The sequence below is a fragment of the Stenoxybacter acetivorans DSM 19021 genome (assembly GCF_000745895.1).
In the GTDB taxonomy this organism is placed as follows: domain Bacteria; phylum Pseudomonadota; class Gammaproteobacteria; order Burkholderiales; family Neisseriaceae; genus Stenoxybacter; species Stenoxybacter acetivorans.
Window position 1 is genome coordinate 1 of the sequence record NZ_JQKE01000048.1, and the last position, 20,971, is coordinate 20,971.

Consider the following 20,971-nt stretch of genomic DNA (forward strand, 5'->3'; position numbering starts at 1 on the left):
GGACTTGAGACTCAATGGCTTGCATAATTTTATCCCACAAACCATTCGCACAAGCACGGCGATAAAAGCTCCAAACCGTATCATGAGACGGGAAATCTTTGGGTAACATGCTCCACTGACAACCCGTTTTTACCCTATAGAGTACTGCATTGACCAAAACACGTTTATTGTGTTTTTGCAGATGTTTTCCTTTTTTGACATCAAAAAACGGCTCAATCATCGCCCATTGGCTATCTGTCAAATCGCTCGGGTACATAAAGGATTACCTACTGTCTTAATTTATCTGCCAATTATACACCATTTGATTCTATTAAGAATTTTTTTGAACATGGGTTCTGAAAACCCATGTGTTGATAAAAGCCCAGCCCTTGTTTATTTTGCTCATTGACATCAACTAAGCTGATCTGATATTGATTAACAGCATTATCCAAAAGTATCTTGCCGATACCTTGTCTTCTAACGTGCTCAGCAATAAATAAAGCTTCTATTTTTTGATTCTCAATGCCGATAAAGCCTTGTAAAACACCATTATCATCGGCATAGCAGCACAAAATATCTATTGTTTTTAAAATTTTATAGACTTCCGGTTTGATTTCAGCAATATTATGGTCAGACAGAAAGGTGTGGGTCTTCTTTACCACTGTTTCCCATATATTGAGTAAATTGATTATTGTTTGCTCATCGCGTTCTATGTTATTAATAATTTTTCCCATTTATGTTGCTCCTTTTTGAATTGTAATTGCTCTTATAAGTTTAAAATAAATGGAAATGATTGAGAAAAATCGCTAAAAGCCAAGCTGTAAGTACCATATTAATCAATTCTGTTTTTTTGTATTTTCTTCACTGATTCAGAATTTCCACAATACCGCGATTGGCAATATAATAAACACTTCTTCCGTTGTTGGTTTTTAGGAATATCTTGTAGTCAGCTAAATGCTCCAAATATTTACGTGCGCTGTTGTCGGTAATACCGAAATAATTTTTCACCTCTTTCACCGTAAATATTTTTCCTTGGTTTTTAATGGCGCGTTTAAGTAAAATCATTTCTTTGGCGTTTAATTTTTGGCTTAAGGTGGTTTTGCCCAACCACGATAAAGTGTCTAAAAACTGTTGTTGCTTTTTATCTAAATAAGCAAACAATTCATTGATGGCTCTGGCTATAATTTCCAGCTGATAACCAATAAAATAAGTTAAATCATTGTCGTCTGTTTCACTGTATAAATACGCCATTGCATATTGTTTTGGTGCATTTTTCAATAGCTTAGAAATCGATATATATTGAAACTCATGGTAACCGTGTTTTGCCAAAAACCAGTAAAACAACGCCCGTGCCGTTCTGCCGTTACCATCATAAAAAGGATGTTCGTAGCCTATCATAAAATGCAAAATAATCGCTTTGATAATAGGGTGAATAAACTGCTCATCTTGGTGATTAAAATTGGCAAAATGGCATAAGTTGTTTATTCGGAATTCCAGCCATTGGTATGCAGGCGGGCGGTGCAAAATTTCACCATCGCGTCCGCACACATGCGCATCATCATTTTGACGAAAATGACCGGGTTTGATTTTGTCGTCATCAATGCCCTCTGTGGCAATTTCATGAAATTTTAAAATTAAATCAATGCTTAAATCGTCATCTTTATGTTGCCATGCCGACTTCATCAACAGGTAGTTATTGAAAATCATTTTTTCATCAACGGTTGTCGGTTTGCGCTCGCTTTCCAGCATGGATATGGCAACCACCCGCGTGGTCGCCGCCCCTTCTAATTGGGAGCTGGAAATCGGCTCTTCCAGCTTTAAAGAATTCATCAGAAATTCTGATTTACTTTTGCTGTCTTGATACAGCATTAAATCGGCTCGGAAATTGTTGGATTTGTGCAGTAAGGCTTGGCATTTGTTGGGTAAATGAAACTGAAAGGCAAAGCCTTGCTCATCACTTAACTGAATTGGGGTTAATTTCCGATTGATTTTCAATTTCAGCCAACGTTGGTGTTTGGTTTTTTCATCTCCGCCACGCTTATTGACATCGTCCCAATGTAAATATCGACCACCTTGAAAATGCTCGGGCAATACCAATTCCTGAATGATATAAGGTAAATCTTCCTTGTATTGTTTCACCAGTTCCATGTAATCGGGCGGTTTGATTCTGTTTTTGCTTAACATAATTTTCGCCAAATCTCAAATTTTTAAAATTGAGATTATATTATCATATTTTCAAATTTAAGATATGACTGTCAGCTCATTTCAGCTGACTTCACCACTTGCCTATTTTTGCCCCCGAAGTTCCGCCGACCATTACCATAAATACGGCGAAACCTCATAAATCACTTAACGAAGCAACACCATATGCGGCGTTACCTGTTAGAGAAATATTTTTATTTTGGTGAAAAAAGTAAACAACCCTGCTAATTTTTACAGGCAGCCAATTGTTTCCGCTTGCCTGTTTTTACGCACCGCTGGAGTGAAATTCGGTTATCCATTACCATAGCCAAAACATCAATCACACGCCACCCGAAACCTTGTCCTTCAGGGCGAAGTACAGCGTGTTCCCGCCTTGATAGGCGGGGTTTAAAACCAGCAAGGAAGAATGAAACACCATGACCAACGCCGCCGACACCCAAACTTTAGCCTTGGCAAAACAGCTGATTGCCAAGAAATCAATCACGCCTGACGATGCTGGCTGCCAAGACCTGCTGATTGAGCGGTTGGCGGCAATGGGCTTTACCATTGAAAAAATGCGGTTCGGCAGCACCGATAATTTCTACGCACGGCTGGGCAGTGCAAACCCTGTATTGTGTTTTGCCGGACACACCGATGTTGTACCGTCGGGACCTGCCGAACAATGGATTTCACCGCCATTTGAGCCGACCGAACGCGGCGGCAAATTATTCGGGCGCGGTGCAGCAGACATGAAGAGCAGTATTGCCGCATTCATCACCGCGTGTGAACGCTTTTTGGCGGCACAGCCCCATTTTTCAGGCAGCCTGGCATTGTTAATCACTTCTGATGAAGAGGGTGATGCGCTGGACGGCACGGTTAAAGTGGTGGACGCGCTGCGCAGGCGCGGTGAAACACTGGATTACTGCATTGTCGGCGAACCAACGGCGGTGAATGTTTTGGGCGACACCATTAAAAACGGACGGCGCGGTTCTTTATCAGGGCATTTAATCGTTAAAGGCAAGCAAGGACATATTGCCTATCCGCATTTGGCAGTGAATCCCATTCACACCGCGGCAGCGGCACTGGCAGAATTGGTGAATACTCATTGGGACGCGGGCAATGATTATTTTCCGCCCACAGGCTTTCAAATTTCCAATATCCACGCCGGCACAGGTGCAACCAATGTGATTCCGGGTGAATTGAGTGTGCAGTTTAATTTCCGTTTCTCCACAGAATCCACCGATTCGGGTTTAAAGCAGCGTGTGCATGATGTTTTAGATCAACATGGTTTGGTTTACGATTTGGATTGGACATTGTCGGGGCTGCCTTTTTTAACCGTTGCCGGCACATTAACCGCCGCCGCGCAAGCCGCGATTGCCGAAGTGTGCGGTGTTCAGGCAGCCTTATCCACCAGCGGCGGTACGTCCGACGGACGGTTTATTAAAGCCATTGCCCGTGAATTGATTGAGCTGGGACCGGTAAACGAGAGCATTCATCAAATTGATGAGCACATTGATTTGGCTGCTTTGCCTGCTTTGTCTGCCGTCTATGAAAATATGATGCGGCGCGTATTGCTTAACCAAAGTTAATTCGGCTTTTTGGCACATCGTGATGACTGCTTGGTTTTGGTTTGAAATACCGCAAGAAAATAACAAGCAGGCAGCAGTCATTGTGATGAAATATCAAATTGTTGAAATATCTGGGAATATCTTTTGTGTATTCATGTTATTTTTTACTTGATTTGCCATTTTCATACCGTTATATTTCATTCTTTGCATCGCCAATGAAGCGTATTGCTCCGAGTTTCACGCGGTTTTTTCAGGCAGCCTGAACGGTTGCCGTGCGCTTTTCCCGTTTCTACTCTTAATATTAAGGCAACGTCATGAAACATCATTTAATCAAAGCCGGTTCACTCACTGTTTTGGTCCTCAGTCTTGCTGCCTGCGGCGGCAATTCATCTGAACAATCCACTGCCTCGGGGGGGGGGCAGCCGCAAGCGGCAGGCGGCGGCAAAACGCTGATTTACTGCTCCGAAGGCAGTCCTGCGGGTTTCGATCCGGCGCAATACACCAGCGGCACAGACTTCAACGCCAGCTCATATCCGATTTACAACGGTTTGGTGCAATTCAAACGCGGCGAAACCGATATTCAGCCCGCGCTTGCTGAGCGTTGGGACGTGAGCGAAGACGGCAAAACCTACACCTTTCACCTGCGCAAAGGTGTGAAATTCGGCACAACCGATTACTTTACCCCCACGCGTGAGTTCAATGCTGACGACGTGGTGTTTACATTCAAACGCTTAACCGATAAGAATTTTGACTTCAATAAAGCCTATCCTGCTGAATTCCCGTATGCCATTGATATGGGCTTGCCCGATAATATTGTCGGTGTGAATAAAGTTGATGATTACACGGTGGAAATCACCCTGAAAAACGTAGAAGCCCCGTTTTTGCAAAACATTGCGATGCCGTTTGCCTATATTGATTCTGCTGAATACGCCGACTTCTTGGTTAAAAACGGTCACCCCTCGGACTTTAACCTGAAGCCCGTCGGCACCGGTCCTTTTGTGTTTAAGTCTTACCAAACCGACACGCAAATTCGCTACGCCAAAAACCCCGATTATTGGGATAAAGACAATATTCACATCGACAATTTGGTTTTCGCGATTGTGAAAGATTCCGCTGTTCGTGCCTCCAAAGTTCAGGCGGGCGAGTGTAATGTGTCGCCTTTCCCGAAACCGGCAGAAATCACTGCCGTGAAAAATTCGGGTAAAGCCAATGTGTTGAGCCAGCCGGGTTTTAACATCGGCTATTTGGGTTATAACGTTGAACACGGCAAATTGGGTGATGTAAAAGTGCGCCAAGCCTTGGACATGGCGGTGAACAAAGACGCCATTATCAAAGCGGTTTACGGCGATGAGGGCGTTAAGGCCACCAATCCGATGCCGCCGGCACAATGGAGCTATAACGGCGCAATTAAAGATGCGCCTTATGATGTTGAAAAAGCCAAAGCCTTGCTGGCTGAAGCAGGCGTGGGCAGCGATTACAGCGTCAATTTGTGGTATATGCCGGTGCAGCGGCCCTACAATCCAAACGCCAAACTGATGGCGGAAATGATTCAAGCGGATTGGGCAAAAGTTGGCGTGAAAACCAAATTGGTTACTTACGAATGGGGTGAATACCTCAAACGCGCCCAACAAGGCGAACCCGATGCGATTTTGGTGGGCTGGACAGGCGACAACGGCGACCCCGATAACTGGCTGGGTACATTGCTCAGCTGCGATGCGGTAAGCGGCAACAACTATTCTCGCTGGTGCAATAAAGACTTTGATAACTTGGTCATGGGTGCGCGTCAAACCGCAGATCACGAAAAACGCGTTGAAGCCTATAAACAAGCGCAGGTTATTTTCAAAGAACAGCTACCGTGGACAACGATGGCGCACTCAGTGGTAACGGTATTCACCACGCCGAATGTGAAAGACTTCAAACTGTCGCCGTTTGGCACGATTCAGTTTGACGGTGTGAAAGTGGACTAAACCCAAAAAACGTGCACCATAAACCGTGCGCGTTTTTTTATTCAGGCTGCCTGAAAAAACTGCCAAACAAGGAAACCGAAAATACAGGCAGCCTGTCATCATCAAGAAGCAAAACAAATGGTGCGTATTGTTTTCAGTTGATTAAGCACCATCAGCAGCAAATAACCGCGTAATCCGCTTATTTGAGGCAGTATATCTACAGAACACAATGGTCTAAAAAAATTCAAGCAGGTGGGTTATCATTCAATCACACAATAAACACATAAAAAAGGATTAAACAGATGAAGAAGCAAAATCTTTTCAGCATCACTTCCTTAACGGTTTTGGCACTGTCATTAGCTGCTTGCGGCGGTAAAACAGAATCTGCCGCCACCAGCGATGCCGCCCAAACCGCGGCAAAGAAAACCTTAATTAACTGTTTTGAGGGCAGCCCCGCCGGTTTTGATCCCGCGCAATACACTTCCGGCACCGATTTTAATGCCAGCGCGCATCCGCTCTACAATCGCTTGGTGCAATTTAAGCGCGGAGAAACCGAAATTCAGCCGGCATTGGCGGAAAGCTGGGACGTGAGTGAAGACGGTAAAACCTACACCTTTCACCTGCGAAAAGGCGTGAAATTCGGCAAAACCGATTATTTCACCCCGAGCCGTGATTTTAATGCCGACGATGTGGTGTTTACGTTCAAACGTTTAACCGACAAAGAATTTCCGTTTAACAAAGCCTATCCGGCGGAATTTCCGTATGCCGTGAGTATGGGGCTGCCTGAAAATATTGCAGACATCAAAAAAATTGATAACGATACCGTTGCGATTACCCTGAAAGATCTTGATGCACCTTTCCTGCAAAACATTGCCATGCCGTTTGCTTCCATCGGTTCAGCCGAATACGCCGACCAATTGGTAAAAGCCGGCAAAGCCGATGAATTCAACCGCAAACCGGTTGGGACAGGACCGTTCGTTTTTCAGTCTTACCAAACAGATACCCAAATCCGTTACGCCAAAAACCCCGATTATTGGGATAAAGACAATGTGTTTATCGATAATTTGGTATTTGTCATTGTGAAAGATTCCGCTGTACGCGCCGCCAAAATTCAGGCAGGCGAATGCAATGTGGCGGCATATCCGAAGCCGGCTGAAATCACTGCCGTTAAAAATTCGGGTAAAGCCAAAATCATCAGCCAGCCCGGCTACAATGTGCATTATTTGAGCTACAACGTTGAACACGCGCCTTTGGGTGATTTAAAAGTGCGCCAAGCCTTGGATATGGCAATCAATAAAGACGCCATTATCAAAGCGGTGTATGCCGATGAAGGCATCAAAGCCGTGAATCCGATGCCGCCTTCACAATGGGGCTACAACGACCAAATCAAAGACGCACCCCATGACCCTGAAAAAGCAAAAACCCTGCTTGCAGAAGCGCGTTTTGATCCCAATCGTGTGATTAATTTATGGTATATGCCGATTGTGAGTGCCACCAATCCCAACGCCAAACTCACTGCCGAAATGATTCAGTCAGACTGGGCAAAAATCGGCGTAAAAGCCAAATTGGTTACTTATGAATGGGGTGATTACGTTAAACGCGGCAAAAAAGGCGAACACGATGCTTTCCTTATCGGCTGGTCGGGCGATAACGGCGACCCGGATAATTGGCTGGGTACGCTGCTTGGCTGTGCTTCGGTGGGCGGTAACAATTTTTCGCGTTGGTGCAATAAAGACTTCGATAAATTGGTTGTGCAGGCGCGTCAAACCGTGGACCATGAAAAACGCGTGGCAGATTACAAACAAGCACAAGCCATTTTCAAAGAGCAATTGCCTTGGACAACCGTAGCGCATTCTGTGGTAACCGTGTTCACCACGCCCAACGTCCACGATTTTAAATACAGCCCGTTTGGTGCAGTGCAATTTGACGGTGTGAAAATTGATTGATAAGCTGTATTCGCAGTACACAGGCTGCCTGAAATTGGTTTCAGGCAGCCTTTAATCCGAGAAGCAGATTGTTTTTCAATTGATTTTTTAATCAAAAGGAGTGTGAACATGGCTGTATATCCTGAACTCAAAGACAAAGCCGTATTGATTACCGGCGGTGCGGGCGGTATTGGTATCGCAACGGCGGCGGCATTTTTGGCTCAAGGCGCGAAAGTGGCGATTGTGGACATTTCAGCCGATGCACTTGCCCAAGCCGAAAAAACCTTAAATGCTTCGGCGGGCTATTTAATCAGTATTGTTGCCGATATTTCACAGGAAGAAGAAGTAAAAAGCTATGTTGAAAAAACCGTTGCCGCATTTGGCACGATTGATGTGTTTTTCAATAATGCGGGCATTGAAGGCAAAGTAGCCCCGTTGATTGAGCAAAATATGGCAGATGTGGATAAAGTATTCGCCATCAATATTCGCGGCAGTTACATGGGTTTGAAATACGTGCTGCCGATTATGTATGCCAAAAAATCAGGGTCAGTCATCAACACGTCATCGGTCGGCGGTTTGGCAGCAGGTCCGGGTCAAGGCGTTACCCCTTATGTTACGTCCAAATTTGCCATTCACGGTTTAACGCGGCTAACCGCTGTTGAATCGGCAAAATACAATGTGCGCGTCAATTCCGTTCACCCCTCGCCCGTAGAAACCCGCATGATGCGCTCTTTGGAAGCGGGATTTGCACCTGAACACGAGGCAGAAGCCAAAGCCAATATCGCAAGCGGCATTCCGCTCGGACGCTATGCACAGCCGTCTGAAATTGCCGATATGGTGGTGTTTTTGGCATCAGACGCTTCCCGCTTTGTTACCGGCACACCCGTTCGCGTGGACGGCGGCATGTTAAGCTGACACGCGCTCATTCATACCCAAAAACCGCGTTGTTTCGAATGAAACAACGCGGTTTGTTTTTGATGCTTTTCAAAGACAGATTATGATTGCGCGGGCGTAATTTGTGTCTGTGCTTCATCACCTTGCCGTTCGCGGATTGCGCCCAAGCGATACACGGTTTCTCCCGCTTGCTGCAATACAGCGGTAATCGCCGCTGCATCGTGTTCGGCAACCACCAGCACCATGCCGATGCCGCAGTTGAACGTGCGGTGCATTTCCGCTGTGTTGATATTGCCTGCTTGCTGCAGCCATTGGAACAGTTTCGGCATTGTCCACGCCGCCGCATCAATTTGTGCCACCGTATTTTCAGGCAGCACCCGAGGTACGTTTTCGGTAATGCCGCCGCCGGTGATGTGTGCCATGCCTTTGATATTGAATTGTGCCAGCACCGCCAAAATCGGTTTCACATACAAACGTGTCGGCGCGATAATTGCCTCCCGCAAAGTTTTGCCTTGGTCAAACGGTGCATCTAAATCGGGCTGTTCGCGCTCAATGATTTTGCGAATTAAAGAATACCCATTGGAATGCGCCCCGTTGGCTGCCAGCCCCAGCACGGCATCGCCCGCCGCAATATCACGCCCGCTGATGATTTTCGCTTTTTCCACCACGCCAACGGCAAAGCCTGCCAAATCGTATTCACCCGCCGGATACATGCCCGGCATTTCTGCGGTTTCACCGCCGATTAAGGCGCAGCCCGATTGCTCACAACCAGCGGCAATGCCTTTAATCACATCGGTAGCACGGGCAACGTCCAGCTTGCCGCAAGCAAAATAATCCAAGAAAAATAAAGGCTCTGCACCCTGCACCAAAATATCATTCACACTCATTGCCACCAAATCAATGCCAACGGTATCGTGTTTATCCCATTCAAATGCCAGCTTTAATTTAGTACCGACACCGTCGGTACCGGAAACCAGCACCGGATTTTGGTATTTTTTGCTGATTTCCACCAACGCCCCAAATCCGCCCAATCCGCCCAGCACCTCCGGACGCATCGTGCGCTTGGCGAATGGTTTAATGTTTTCCACCAAAGCATCGCCAGCGTCAATATCCACACCGGCATCGCGGTAACTAAGCGTTTCACTCATGGGTTTGTTTTCCTAAACTGAAAAGACACACAATAAAGGGGCAATTTTACCCGTCTTTCGTATTTTCGTCATAATGAGGTGTAGAATGCTGACTGTTGCGTTTCAACGTCAATAATATTGCGCTAAATCAAGCAAACTGAATATTCCGGTGTATTGCTGTGCAAAAACAAGAATAATTGCGTTGATTTTCAATCAGTAACCATCATCCGCTTTCGTCTTTACATTCAAATATTCAAAATAATCTGGACATTTTATCGCCATTTCAGCGAAAATGACCGAAGTTAGCTCTAAAAAATATAAAATCAGCAAAAATGAGTGCCTCCATACTATTACTGCATGGTCCCAATCTCAATCTGTTGGGTCAGCGTGAGCCGCATATCTATGGCTCTGATACTTTAGACGACATCAACCAACGGCTGCGGCAATTGGCTGAGGACAATCATTTGTCTTTGGAAACTTTGCAAAGCAATGCCGAACATGTGCTGATTGAGCGCGTTCAGGCAGCCTTAAATGATGACACGCAGTTTATCATCATCAACCCCGGTGCGTTTACCCACACCAGCGTGACGTTGCGCGATGCGTTTGCCGCCGCCGCAAAACCGTTCATAGAGGTACACATTTCCAATATCCACGCCCGCGAACCGTTTCGCCGTCATTCTTATCTGTCTGATTTGGCGGTGGGGGTGATTTGCGGTTTGGGGGTTTACGGCTATGAAGCGGCATTGATGTATGCGGTGCGCCGTCTGCAAGCAGCTGCCTGAAAAGCAGAATTTAACCGATGAAAACAAATGCAATCAACATTTGGCGGCTTGGTTGAATGATGAAATTAACTGAAATTAGATCGTCAGCCGTCAAAAACATTCACAAAAGGACATCGTCATGGATTTACGTAAACTGAAGAAATTGATTGATTTGGTGGAAGATTCCGGCATCGCCGAAATTGAAGTAACCGAAGGTGAAGAAAAAGTGCGCATTTCGCGCACCGGTGTTAATTTACCCATGTATGCCGCGCCTGCGCCGATGATGCACGCACCTGCAGCTGCGCCCGCTGCGGCACTGGCGGCAGCTGTTGCGCCTGCCGGTCCTGATTTAAGCAAGGCAATGAAGTCGCCCATGGTTGGTACGTTTTACCGTGCCGCCAGCCCCAGCAGCCCGCCGTTTGCGGAAGTGGGTCAAAGTGTTAAAGCGGGTGATACTTTATGTATTATTGAAGCGATGAAGCTGATGAATGAAATCCAAGCCGAACAAAGCGGTGTGATCAAGGAAATTCTGGTGGCAAATGCCCAGCCGGTGGAATTCGGTGAACCTTTGTTTATTATTGAGTAAGCCGTTTTCTTCAAACTGATTTTTCAGGTTGTCTGTGCTTATTCAGGCAGCCTGAAACAGAAAGAGCTGTCTTATGCTGAAAAAAATTCTGATTGCCAATCGCGGCGAAATTGCTTTACGCGTATTGCGTGCTTGCCGTGAATTGGATATTGATACTGTGGCGGTGCATTCTGAAGCCGACCGCGATGCTTTATATGTCAAACTGGCTGATGAATCCGTGTGTATCGGTCCTGCCAATTCCACCCAAAGTTATTTGTCTATCCCATCGATTATTGCCGCTGCCGAAGTTACCAGTGCTGATGCCATTCACCCGGGCTATGGCTTTTTGGCGGAAAATGACCGCTTTGCCGAACAAGTGGAACAATCCGGCTTTGTGTTTATCGGTCCGCGCGCCGAAACCATTCGCTTAATGGGCGACAAAGTGTCTGCCAAACACGCCATGCAGGCAGCAGGTGTGCCGTGTGTACCGGGTTCAGACGGTGCATTGCCTGAAGATGCCGATGAAATCATCGCCATTGGTAAAAAAGTAGGCTATCCCGTGATTATCAAAGCCTCCGGCGGCGGCGGCGGGCGCGGTATGCGTGTGGTCGAACGTGAAGAAGATTTAATCAAAGCGGTGGAAATGACCAAAACCGAAGCCGGTGCCGCATTCGGCAACCCCACGGTTTACATGGAACGCTATCTGCAAAAGCCGCGGCACATTGAAATTCAGATATTGGCAGACGGGCGCGGACACGCAATTTATTTGGGTGAACGCGATTGCTCCATGCAGCGCCGCCACCAAAAAATCATCGAAGAAGCCCCCGCACCCGGCATCACGGAAGAAGAACGTAAAAAAATCGGCGAGGCCTGTGTGGCTGCCTGTAAACGCATTGAATACCGCGGTGCGGGTACGTTTGAATTTTTGTATGAAAACGGTGAGTTTTTCTTTATCGAAATGAACACGCGCGTCCAAGTTGAACACCCGATTACCGAATTAATCAGCGGTGTGGACATTGTTCAAGAACAAATCCGCGTGGCTTCGGGCTTGCCTTTGTCGTATCAGCAAAAAGACATTCAATTGCAAGGGCATGCGTTTGAGTGCCGCATCAATGCCGAAGACCCCTACACCTTTGTTCCCAGCCCCGGTCCGATTACCAGCTGCCATTTGCCCGGCGGCAACGGTATTCGCGTGGACAGCCATATTTACCAAGGCTATACCATTCCACCGTATTATGACAGCCTCATCGGTAAAATTTGCACCCACGGCAAAGACCGCGCTCAAGCCATGGCAAAAATGCGTGTTGCTTTGGGTGAACTGGCGATTAACGGCATCAAAACCAATACCGAATTGCACCGCAATTTATTTGTGGACAACGGTTTTTGTAAAGGCGGTGTGAGTATTCATTATTTGGAAAAGTGGCTGAAAAAACACAGGCTGCCTGAATAAGCTGCCGCTTAAAAATGAATACCGACTTATTCGCCCGCGCGCCCGCCGCTCCTTTGGCGGAGCGGCTGCGCCCGCACACTTTGGCTGATGTGATTGGTCAGCAGCATTTAATCGGTGCGGGCAAGCCTTTGCGTGTGGCGGTGGACAGCGGGCATTTGCATTCCATGCTGTTGTGGGGGCCGCCCGGCGTAGGCAAAACCACACTGGCACGGATTTTGGCGCACAGCTTTCAGGCACAATTTTTGCCGCTTTCCGCTGTATTTTCCGGTGTTAAAGACATACGCGCCGCCGTTGAAAAAGCCGAAATTGCCCTGCAGCGTGAACAAAGCACCATCTTGTTTGTTGATGAAGTTCACCGATTCAACAAAGCGCAGCAAGATGCGTTTTTGCCCTATGTGGAAAGCGGTTTATTTACCTTTATCGGCGCAACCACCGAAAACCCCTCGTTTGAAGTCAATCCCGCCCTGCTCAGCCGTGCGCAAGTTTATACTTTAAAATCGTTAGACAACGATGAGCTAAGCCAATTGCTACACAAAGCCCTCAGGCTGCCTGAATACGGCGATATTCATCTGGAAAAAGAAGCAGAAACCTTACTTATCGGCAGTGCCGACGGTGATGCACGGCGTTTGCTCAATCTGGTTGAACAATTGCTGCGTGCCGCCCAAGTGCAAAATATTACCGCCGTGAGCGGTGAAGTGGTTGCCGAAAATCTGGGTACACAGCTGCGCCGTTTTGACAAAGGCGGCGACAGTTTCTACGAGCAAATCTCTGCTTTACACAAATCAGTGCGCGGTTCGCACCCAAACGCTGCCTTATATTGGTTTACGCGCATGCTGGACGGCGGCGCAGACCCGCGTTACCTTGCTCGCCGAATTATTCGCATGGCTTGGGAAGACATCGGTTTGGCAGACCCGCGCGCCATGCAAATAAGCAACGATGCCGCCCTTACTTATGAACGTTTGGGCAGCCCAGAAGGCGAATTGGCACTGGCTCAAGCCGTTCTTTACCTTGCTTGTGCGGCAAAAAGCAACGCCGGTTACAACGCCTATAATCAAGCACGGGAATTTGTTAAAACGCAGCCGACACACGAAGTGCCGATTCACTTGCGCAACGCACCAACCAAGCTCATGCAAGAATTGGGCTATGGTCATGCTTACCGCTACGCCCATGACGAACCGGATGCCTACGCCGCCGGCGAAAGTTATATGCCTGATGGTTTGGCTGAACCTGACTTTTATCAACCCGTACCGCGTGGTTTGGAAATCAAAATTGCTGAAAAATTGGTATTCTTAAGAAAAAAAGATGAAGGTAGCGGCGGCGAATAATAATAATAATAATAATAATAATATAATACAGAATCTTTCAGGCAGCCTGAATAGCGCACTGCTTGCCAACAGAAAATATCCCCCCATTTGATGAAACCATTTTTGCTATGAACCTACTTCGCACGCTGGCAAAAGTCAGCAGCATGACTCTGTTTTCACGCATATTGGGCTTTGTGCGCGACACCATTATTGCGCGTACTTTCGGCGCGGGCATGGCAACCGATGCTTTTTTTGTGGCATTTAAATTACCCAATCTTTTGCGGCGTATTTTTGCTGAAGGTGCATTTGCCCAAGCCTTTGTGCCGATTTTGGCGGAGTACAAACAAACCCGTTCGACGGAAGCCACGCAAATATTTGTGCAGCATATTGCCGGCTTGCTCGGGGCGGTGTTGTTGGCGGTTACAGCCATTGGCATGCTCGCCGCGCCGTGGGTGATTTATTTATCCGCTCCCGGATTTGCGGAAAATGCCGATAAATTTGAATTGTCGGTGCGCCTACTGCGCATTACTTTTCCATATATTTTATTGATTTCATTATCTTCACTTGTTGGCAGCATTCTCAATACCTATTCACAATTCACCATTCCCGCATTCACACCCACGTTTTTAAACATCTCGTTTATCGTGTTTGCATTGTGGCTCTCACCTTATTTTAACCCGCCAGTATTGGCATTGGCGTGGGCGGTGTTTGTTGGCGGGATTTTGCAATTATGTTTTCAATTGCCGTATTTATTTAAACTGGGTTTTTTAAAGATGCCCAAATTGAATCGGCGTGATGTTGCGGTGAATCGGGTGTTAAAACAAATGGCACCCGCCATTCTCGGCGTTTCCGTGGCACAAATTTCATTGGTGATTAACACCATTTTCGCTTCTTTTTTGCCGTCCGGTTCGGTGTCGTGGATGTATTACGCCGATCGCCTGATGGAATTGCCCACAGGTGTGCTGGGCGTGGCTTTGGGGACAATTTTACTGCCGACTCTGTCCAAGCATTCTGCGGGTCAAGACACACAGGCTTTTTCTGCCTTATTGGATTGGGGTTTGCGCCTGTGTTTATTGCTGGCACTGCCTGCTGCCGTTGGTTTGGCGGTATTGTCGTTTCCGCTGGTTGCCACTTTGTTTATGTACCGCGAATTCGGTTTACACGATGCAGAAATGACACAAGGCGCATTAATGGCATACGCCGTGGGTTTAATCGGCTTGATTTTGATTAAGGTATTGGCGCCGGGGTTTTACGCACGCCAAAACATAAAAACGCCGGTAAAAATCGCCATTTTCACGTTGATTGTTACGCAATTACTGAATTTGGCGTTGGTGTGGCATTTGCAGCATATCGGCTTGGCATTGGCAATTGGCTTAGGTGCGTGTTTGAACGCGGCCTTGTTGTATGTTCTGCTACGCAAACACCAAATTTATACACCAAAACAAGGCTGGCTGAGTTTTTTGCTGAAATTGCTGATTGCGCTGATTTTAATGGGCGGCGGTTTGTGGCTGGCGCAGCATTATTTACCGCTGAATTGGCAAAGCAGCGGCTGGGTGCGTGTGGGGCAATTATCGGCATTGATTGCGGGCGGAGTGGTGTTGTATTTCGGCACTTTGTTCGCGCTGGGTTTTCGTCCGCGTGATTTCCGGCATTCAGCAGGGTGAGTATGCCGCACGCCATCAGATGAGAAATCGACTGCAATTATTCCTTACTTGCCGATATTTTTTCCTTGCCCGAAAAATACCATTCTGAGTAGGCGGGTTCGGCACTGCTGCATTCAGTCAAAAATAAAGACCGCCAGCGGTGTTCATCTGAAAAAGTACTGTCGGATTGAGTGCCTGCATTTAAACAAAGACCACTGCCTTTCAGCTCGATTTGTCCGTTATCATGAAACACAAAGGTTTGCAGCGGCTTAGCAATGAAAAAATCAGAATCTTTTAAACAATCTTGCGGAATAACCGCCGCACCCGACAATGCTCTGCCATTTAATCCTGCGGCAGTTGCACATTTTTGATGGTATGGAAAATAGATGTATTGTTTTTCATGAATTGATACTGCCTCATCTTCATACAAACCGGGTTTGCAATTGTGCGCGGTTAAAGGCATATCAAAACGGATATGATTACCCGAACCCACAATATCCAAACAATAACCATCTTGCGGACGATCCAAATTATTTTTAAGGCGCAAGTGTCCTATTTCCATTATTTTTTGTGTGTTTTCAGCATTAACACTGCATGCAAGCAATGTTGCTGAAACCAATCCGAATGTTAATGTCTTAAGCATTCAATTATTTCTTAAAAATCACTGAATGCAAAGTATAACAAGTTTTGTACCAATGTTATTTGTTGGAGAAGTTATTGGCAAGCTGAAACCGATTAAGATAAATCCTTGCCTATAGTCACGATAAATAGGATTTGGCGGGATGCGGCGGGATTGGGTGAGGCGGTAAAATGAAATAAGATTTCATGAGGTGAAATGAATTTTGAGGCACGAACTTTCAGTGGTTCGTGCTTTTTTGGTGGATTATAGGCCTTTTTTAAGGACGGTTACGGTGGCATCTAAGAGGTGGTTTTTGGCATTGGCTTGGAATTTGCCGGCGATGTTGATTGAACCTTGCCAAAGATGGCATGACCATGATTTGGCGTTTAGTTGGAGCTTGCCGTTGGTTTTAATAGGTAGATATGGACGGGCGAGGATTTGGCTGCCGGGGTGGTTTACGCTCTTGCACACGGTACTCCAAATGATATAACTGAACTATTAAATTTTTCAAAATGACTAGCCAGAAAAATTGCGGCTAATTATCTGAAATCTGCTGAATAGGCTATGCTTTCTTTTTTGAAAAAATAATAGTACAGCTATAAGGCTTTTTTGTTTTTGGCGTGTATGGTGCGGGCTGGGGTTTTGCCGCCTAAGTGGTGAATGGCGGTGTAGGCGAAGTTAGAACCTATGTTCAATAATGTTTAAGAACCAATATTCAAAAAATTCTTAATAAAATCATATGGCGTATAATTAGCAGATAAATTAAGATAGTAGGTAATCCTTTATGTACCCGAGTGATTTGACAGATAGCCAATGGGCGATGATTGAGTCGTTTTTTGACATCATATGATTTTATTAAGAATTTTTTTGAACATGGGTTCTTAGTGCCGATTTGGGCTTGGTGTTGGTTGTAATGGGTGGTAACGCTGCCGGTGAGCTCGCTGCGGTAAAACAGGATTTTGCCTTTGTTCTTGTGTTGATGTTTGCCTTTTTTCGGTTTGGCAGATTCAGGAGTACTTTGGCGGGCTGTTCATTTTTCCTTGCTGAAGGCTTTGTTTTCAAAGTTTTCGGTGATGAGGGTTTTCGGTTCGACGGCTAGGCTGCGCATTAATGGGCGGGTGCTTTTTCGGTTTGCACCATTGACATCAACGCGGCAGAATGCTTGTCGCCTTTGCCTTTGCCTGTTGCACCCTCGGCAATCAGCCGCCGCCTTAGTCGAAGCCTTAATTGACGCAAAGCATTTTTCAATTTTCTGTCCGTAACGATGTGCTGCGCTGCGGCTCACCTTATAACCTTGCTCCGCCAGCCGTCATTCAAAGGCTAGGCAAATGTTTTCAGGCAGCCGGCTAATCCCCGGTGCGCGTGCCATATGGCTGAACTATTATTTTCTTTATATGGATAGATTTTATCATTCCGGCTTCTGCTGAATAAGGCATGGTTGTTTCAGATTGCTGCGTGATAAAAACTCAGTCTTTCCAATACTTGGGCGGACGGGCAATGCCGGCGCGGCAATCAATGGTGTATTCCGCCAAATCCACCCCAGCCACGCTTAAATCAGCAAACCACGAATCCATCGGTGTAATCGTCAGCTTCACCAAACTGCGCTCTTCCAAATACTTTAAGGCTTGGCGGATTTCGGTGAGGCTCACGGCGAAATCCTTGCCGTAAATTTCTTGCATTACATCGCGTAAAAACAGCTCGCCCGTGTTATGCGGCAAGGCTTTGTGCAGGGTGCTGATGATGTGCCAGCGTATGCCCTCGCGCCGTGCTTTTTCTTTCAGTTCGGTGTGGCTCATTGTTTTTTAATCTCCATTTTTAGGAAGCTGTCCAGCCGCGCTTGGAATGTCGGATTTGAGTCAGATTTTGAGGGATTTTTTGCGGTGAGCGGCACGCTTGAATGGTTCTCAAGCAAGTGCGAGCCATGCAAAAAAATACCAAAAGATGACCAAATACAGTGTTTCAACCGCGGTTGGGCTGCTTCCATAAATCGCTGATCATGCCCTGTATGCTGTCCAGTTTTGCCGACATCACTGCTTCATTGCGAATGTAGTCGTCGCGGCGGACATAATTCAGCATCACTGTATTCAGTTCCTTGCGCAAATCATTCAGTTCTGCCTGCAAACGCTCACGGTGGCGTGTTTGTGCGTTCAGCCAAAACCAGAATCCGGCTGACAATAAGCCGTACATTGCGTTAAATGCCCATTCAATTGTCATTCAATTTCCTTAAAAGCGGTTTAAACACCCATTTAAAACATCAATACGCTGTTCACGGCAAATGCGGCGGATGTGCTTCAAACAAGACTTGACATGCCACGCAATACGCCGCATTCGGAATCGCCTGTAAGCGGGCGGCGGGAATCGGTGTACCACATTCCAAACACAGCCCCGTGGCATTGGCAGGCGGTGCATTCACGCCTACCCGTGCCAATGCCGTTTCACGAAACACCGCCTCATTTAGGGCGGCGCGTTCTGCCCAGTCCATTGTTTAATTCCTTACTTTCATGTGCTGTTCTTTTTTCCTGTTTTCTGATTAGAACAATATCAAACATGGCGTGCATACCACGCCGCTCTTGCTGCTGTTTGTTTATCTGCTGCCGTGTATTTGCCGTTGGCCGCAAGTGTTTCGTTATTGCGCCCCCGTTTGATACCATTGCTGCCAGCCGTTCACTTGACTGTCTCGCTTTAAACACCAAGCACCGTAATCGGCGGCGTGCTCTAAAATCACCGCTGCTTCGCCGCTCTTTGGCGGTGCAGGCTTCGGGTAATCTGCCAGTAACTCAGCCGACACCGGCGGCAGTACCGCTTTTTCAATCGGTTTCACTGTAACCAAAGGCGCGGCGGTAGAGCCGCAAGCCGTGATCGCCGAAACACAACACATCAGTGCGATGGTTCGCAGGGTTTGATAACGCGGCGGTATTCCCGTCCGCTGCTCGGTCTTGTTCAATGGCATGATTGATGTCCTTTTTAATCTGTTCGCGGGCACTGTCCAATGCCCGTGCCGTTTGCGCCAGCTGTATGCCTTGTCTTTGCGCATGGTCAAACCACTTGGCTTTTTCGGTTTGTGCCTCTGCTAAGGCTTCGGCATAAGCGGTTTGAGCCGCTGCATTGCCTTGCGCATAATCACGTTCCAAGGCAGTGATTTCGGCGGCATAAATCCGCTTGGCGTTCAAATAGCCTGAGGTGTAACTTGCCGCCAACAGCCCTGTGCCCAGCGCAATGGCGGCGGCGTAAACAGCGGGCTTAATCATGGTTTGCTTTCCTTTCGGCAGCATGTCCTGCTTTTGCGGTAAGTGGGTTCGCAATGATTTGCCGTGTTTGTACCAATACCGACAGCGGCAGCATCTCGGCAGCACAAAAAAAGTGTTTGTGTTTAGGGTTCATCGTGTTTGCTTTCACCGACCGCTTGTGCCGCCGCAATTCCGCGTTTGAGCAAGGCATAGCCGCCCACCATGCTGCCGTATGCCAGCCATAAATCCACGCTCGGATTCGCCAGCACCGCAAATTTATAAGTCAGACAGGCGGCGGCAATATTTGCCCAAACTTTGGTGTGGCTCACCGCACCGGTAGCGGGATTACCGATTAAGCCAAATAAACGTTGTGTCAGCATCATCAATAATCCGCCGCCGCATAGCGCAGGTTATTCACCACCCGCATCACCCAGCCTTTGCCGAAGGTATTGAAATTTTTCAGCCCCGCATAAAACGCCAACCGCTCTGCATTGAACTTCATCAGCAAATCGTGCAAATCGGCGCGGTTGATGGCGGTCATTGAAACATCGCCAATCACGCCGTCGTCCAACACGCCCGCCGCCCGTTGCAGCATTCGTGCGGCATTGCCGTAACCGTGATTCACGCAAGCGTCAAAAAACTGAAACGCGATGGCACTTGGCATTAAGCCGCAGCGGTATCGCAGCCAAAACGCTTGGCGGTAAATTTCAATGGCTTCGGTTCGGGTCATCTGGCGCATGTCTTTGGCATAACCGTTTTCGGCGGCAGTGCGTTTGGTGATGCCCCAGTGGGTCTCCCCGCCCGGATCATTCGGGTGGTTCACATAACCGCCCTCATGCGATAACACGCGGTTAATAAAGTCGTTGAAGTCAGACATAGAAACGCCTCCCGTTGAATATGGGCGTATTGTGTGCAATCGGGCGGCGCGGGTCTTTTAATGCGCTTTAAAAATTGGCAGGGAAATGCCGTGAATATGGCAGGAGAAGGTAAAGAAACAGGCTGCCTGAAAACCCGTTTAAGGGGTTCAGGCAGCCTGTGTTTGAGCGATACGCGTGATTAAGACACTATCTTATTTTGTTGTCGGTTCTTTTTGGTGGTTGATTGAGATTCGGCAGCTGCTGTTTCGGATGATGTGCCGCCGTCACAGGCGGTTAAAGTACATAAAACACTCATAAGCCAAGCGAAAGTTAGTTTTTTCATTTCAATGTCTCCTGATTGGGTAATTGGTGTATTTGACGTTTCCAATTTCGCCACGCTGTCAACTTTTTTCTCTTTATGCAAGAGTTTGCCGAAAAAGCGGTATTGTCAATGATGATTAAACCTAAGCTCCGCTTCAGCAAAAATCTTTGGAGATATTGACTACTTTGCCGATGATTTCGATGCCATCATCGGTATCAGGGTTTAATGTAATCGGCGGATAGACATTATTATCACTTATCAGCAGCAAAGAGCCATCCAGTTGGTATTGGACTCGTTTTACCAATAATAAGAACCTATGTTCAATAACGTTTAAGTAAAGTATGCAAATGGGAAATGATGAAATCATTTTCTTGATGTTTGCATTTAATCTCGTAATCCTTACTGAGTAACCTTGAATGATTTACCCAAGCAAAGGTTCGTTCAACAACCCAACGTTTAGGTAAAACCAGCCATTCAGGCGTGATTCGGGCAGAAATATCAACGCCAATGCCCAATTGGTCAGCGACATTTTCCTCAAAAGTCTTGCGGTAACCCGCGTCAGCACTAAACCGTTTGATGGTTGGGTATTTTTCAAATGCCTTT

General features: G+C 46.9%; 27 protein-coding genes and 1 pseudogene. 9 read left to right on the top strand and 19 right to left on the bottom strand.

The window, feature by feature from the left end:
* From Q384_RS07640 to Q384_RS07650, 3 genes are all read right to left on the bottom strand, one after another.
* The coding region (locus Q384_RS07640) for a transposase (RefSeq protein WP_037587025.1) at window positions 1-256 on the bottom strand (256 nt) is incomplete at its 3' end.
* Window positions 257-290: 34 nt separating this feature from the next.
* Entirely contained in the window at window positions 291-713 is a 423-nt protein-coding gene (locus Q384_RS07645; protein WP_051940705.1) for a GNAT family N-acetyltransferase, read from the bottom strand.
* 127 nt (window positions 714-840) lie between these two features.
* Window positions 841-2,163 (bottom strand): Fic family protein, encoded by a 1,323-nt coding sequence (locus Q384_RS07650; protein WP_037587007.1) that lies wholly within the window; start codon window positions 2,161-2,163, stop codon window positions 841-843.
* Between the two features lie 434 nt (window positions 2,164-2,597).
* Here Q384_RS07650 and dapE point away from each other — a divergent pair, with 434 nt between their 5' ends.
* Window positions 2,598-3,749, top strand: coding sequence for a succinyl-diaminopimelate desuccinylase (gene dapE / locus Q384_RS07655; protein ID WP_037587008.1), 1,152 nt, complete (start codon window positions 2,598-2,600; stop codon window positions 3,747-3,749).
* Window positions 3,750-3,925: 176 nt separating this feature from the next.
* On the opposite strand, the gene Q384_RS14330 is transcribed toward dapE, so the two are convergent.
* Entirely contained in the window at window positions 3,926-4,054 is a 129-nt protein-coding gene (locus Q384_RS14330) for a hypothetical protein (protein ID WP_281174521.1), read from the bottom strand.
* On the opposite strand from Q384_RS14330, the gene Q384_RS07660 reads away from it, so the two are divergent.
* The 3 genes from Q384_RS07660 (at window position 4,043) to Q384_RS07670 (ending at window position 8,514) form a co-directional block, all read left to right on the top strand.
* Window positions 4,043-5,695, top strand: a complete 1,653-nt coding sequence (locus Q384_RS07660) for an ABC transporter substrate-binding protein (protein WP_037587009.1) — start codon at window positions 4,043-4,045, stop codon at window positions 5,693-5,695. The two genes, Q384_RS14330 and Q384_RS07660, sit on opposite strands and share 12 nt — an antisense overlap.
* Window positions 5,696-5,976: 281 nt before the next feature.
* Window positions 5,977-7,620, top strand: a complete 1,644-nt coding sequence (locus Q384_RS07665) for an ABC transporter substrate-binding protein (RefSeq protein ID WP_037587010.1) — start codon at window positions 5,977-5,979, stop codon at window positions 7,618-7,620.
* Window positions 7,621-7,728: 108 nt separating this feature from the next.
* On the top strand, window positions 7,729-8,514 hold the full coding sequence (locus Q384_RS07670; RefSeq protein WP_037587011.1) for an SDR family NAD(P)-dependent oxidoreductase: 786 nt from the start codon (window positions 7,729-7,731) through the stop codon (window positions 8,512-8,514).
* 80 nt (window positions 8,515-8,594) lie between these two features.
* Here Q384_RS07670 and purM read toward each other — a convergent pair whose 3' ends face one another.
* On the bottom strand, window positions 8,595-9,641 hold the full coding sequence (gene purM, locus Q384_RS07675; RefSeq protein WP_037587012.1) for a phosphoribosylformylglycinamidine cyclo-ligase: 1,047 nt from the start codon (window positions 9,639-9,641) through the stop codon (window positions 8,595-8,597).
* A gap of 311 nt (window positions 9,642-9,952) precedes the next feature.
* Here purM and aroQ point away from each other — a divergent pair, with 311 nt between their 5' ends.
* The 5 genes from aroQ to murJ all read left to right on the top strand — a co-directional run bounded on the left by aroQ (window position 9,953) and on the right by murJ (window position 15,364).
* On the top strand, window positions 9,953-10,402 hold the full coding sequence (aroQ, locus tag Q384_RS07680; protein WP_037587013.1) for a type II 3-dehydroquinate dehydratase: 450 nt from the start codon (window positions 9,953-9,955) through the stop codon (window positions 10,400-10,402).
* A 118-nt stretch (window positions 10,403-10,520) separates the two neighbouring features.
* Window positions 10,521-10,967, top strand: coding sequence for an acetyl-CoA carboxylase biotin carboxyl carrier protein (accB, locus tag Q384_RS07685; RefSeq protein ID WP_037587014.1), 447 nt, complete (start codon window positions 10,521-10,523; stop codon window positions 10,965-10,967).
* A gap of 73 nt (window positions 10,968-11,040) precedes the next feature.
* On the top strand, window positions 11,041-12,396 hold the full coding sequence (gene accC, locus Q384_RS07690; RefSeq protein WP_037587015.1) for an acetyl-CoA carboxylase biotin carboxylase subunit: 1,356 nt from the start codon (window positions 11,041-11,043) through the stop codon (window positions 12,394-12,396).
* Window positions 12,397-12,410: 14 nt separating this feature from the next.
* On the top strand, window positions 12,411-13,721 hold the full coding sequence (locus Q384_RS07695) for a replication-associated recombination protein A (RefSeq protein ID WP_037587016.1): 1,311 nt from the start codon (window positions 12,411-12,413) through the stop codon (window positions 13,719-13,721).
* A 107-nt stretch (window positions 13,722-13,828) separates the two neighbouring features.
* Window positions 13,829-15,364: a murein biosynthesis integral membrane protein MurJ gene (murJ, locus tag Q384_RS07700; RefSeq protein ID WP_037587017.1), complete on the top strand. Its 1,536-nt coding sequence runs from the start codon at window positions 13,829-13,831 to the stop codon at window positions 15,362-15,364.
* 37 nt (window positions 15,365-15,401) lie between these two features.
* On the opposite strand, the gene Q384_RS07705 is transcribed toward murJ, so the two are convergent.
* The 14 genes and pseudogenes from Q384_RS07705 to Q384_RS13320 form a co-directional block, all read right to left on the bottom strand.
* Window positions 15,402-15,986: a hypothetical protein gene (locus Q384_RS07705; RefSeq protein WP_051940707.1), complete on the bottom strand. Its 585-nt coding sequence runs from the start codon at window positions 15,984-15,986 to the stop codon at window positions 15,402-15,404.
* 240 nt (window positions 15,987-16,226) lie between these two features.
* Window positions 16,227-16,433, bottom strand: coding sequence for a hypothetical protein (locus Q384_RS13310; RefSeq protein WP_156956502.1), 207 nt, complete (start codon window positions 16,431-16,433; stop codon window positions 16,227-16,229).
* Window positions 16,434-17,069: 636 nt separating this feature from the next.
* Entirely contained in the window at window positions 17,070-17,210 is a 141-nt protein-coding gene (locus Q384_RS14020) for a hypothetical protein (protein WP_245608529.1), read from the bottom strand.
* A 218-nt stretch (window positions 17,211-17,428) separates the two neighbouring features.
* Entirely contained in the window at window positions 17,429-17,758 is a 330-nt protein-coding gene (locus Q384_RS07715; protein ID WP_051940710.1) for a hypothetical protein, read from the bottom strand.
* Window positions 17,759-17,921: 163 nt separating this feature from the next.
* A complete protein-coding gene (locus Q384_RS07720; RefSeq protein ID WP_037587019.1) occupies window positions 17,922-18,176 on the bottom strand; it encodes a hypothetical protein in 255 nt (84 codons plus the stop codon).
* A 52-nt stretch (window positions 18,177-18,228) separates the two neighbouring features.
* Entirely contained in the window at window positions 18,229-18,444 is a 216-nt protein-coding gene (locus Q384_RS07725) for a TraR/DksA C4-type zinc finger protein (protein WP_037587020.1), read from the bottom strand.
* A 144-nt stretch (window positions 18,445-18,588) separates the two neighbouring features.
* Complete coding sequence (locus Q384_RS07730) at window positions 18,589-18,783, bottom strand: hypothetical protein (RefSeq protein WP_245608528.1); 195 nt, start codon at window positions 18,781-18,783, stop codon at window positions 18,589-18,591.
* Window positions 18,770-19,210 (bottom strand): hypothetical protein, encoded by a 441-nt coding sequence (locus Q384_RS07735; RefSeq protein WP_051940712.1) that lies wholly within the window; start codon window positions 19,208-19,210, stop codon window positions 18,770-18,772. The genes Q384_RS07730 and Q384_RS07735 overlap by 14 nt, the downstream gene beginning before the upstream one ends.
* Window positions 19,203-19,343, bottom strand: a complete 141-nt coding sequence (locus Q384_RS13315) for a hypothetical protein (RefSeq protein ID WP_156956503.1) — start codon at window positions 19,341-19,343, stop codon at window positions 19,203-19,205. The genes Q384_RS07735 and Q384_RS13315 overlap by 8 nt, the downstream gene beginning before the upstream one ends.
* Window positions 19,333-19,572, bottom strand: coding sequence for a hypothetical protein (locus tag Q384_RS07740; RefSeq protein ID WP_037587021.1), 240 nt, complete (start codon window positions 19,570-19,572; stop codon window positions 19,333-19,335). The genes Q384_RS13315 and Q384_RS07740 overlap by 11 nt, the downstream gene beginning before the upstream one ends.
* Window positions 19,572-20,066 (bottom strand): glycoside hydrolase family 108 protein, encoded by a 495-nt coding sequence (locus tag Q384_RS07745; RefSeq protein ID WP_037587022.1) that lies wholly within the window; start codon window positions 20,064-20,066, stop codon window positions 19,572-19,574. The genes Q384_RS07740 and Q384_RS07745 overlap by 1 nt, the downstream gene beginning before the upstream one ends.
* A gap of 179 nt (window positions 20,067-20,245) precedes the next feature.
* A complete protein-coding gene (locus Q384_RS07750) occupies window positions 20,246-20,470 on the bottom strand; it encodes a hypothetical protein (protein WP_037587023.1) in 225 nt (74 codons plus the stop codon).
* Between the two features lie 52 nt (window positions 20,471-20,522).
* Window positions 20,523-20,672 carry a S24 family peptidase gene (locus Q384_RS12955; RefSeq protein WP_245608527.1) on the bottom strand — a complete coding sequence of 50 codons (150 nt, stop codon included), beginning with the start codon at window positions 20,670-20,672 and terminating at the stop codon, window positions 20,523-20,525.
* Window positions 20,673-20,757: 85 nt separating this feature from the next.
* Window positions 20,758-20,838 (bottom strand): annotated as a pseudogene (locus tag Q384_RS13320) (IS5/IS1182 family transposase); the annotation flags it as partial.
* Window positions 20,839-20,971 lie beyond the last annotated feature (133 nt).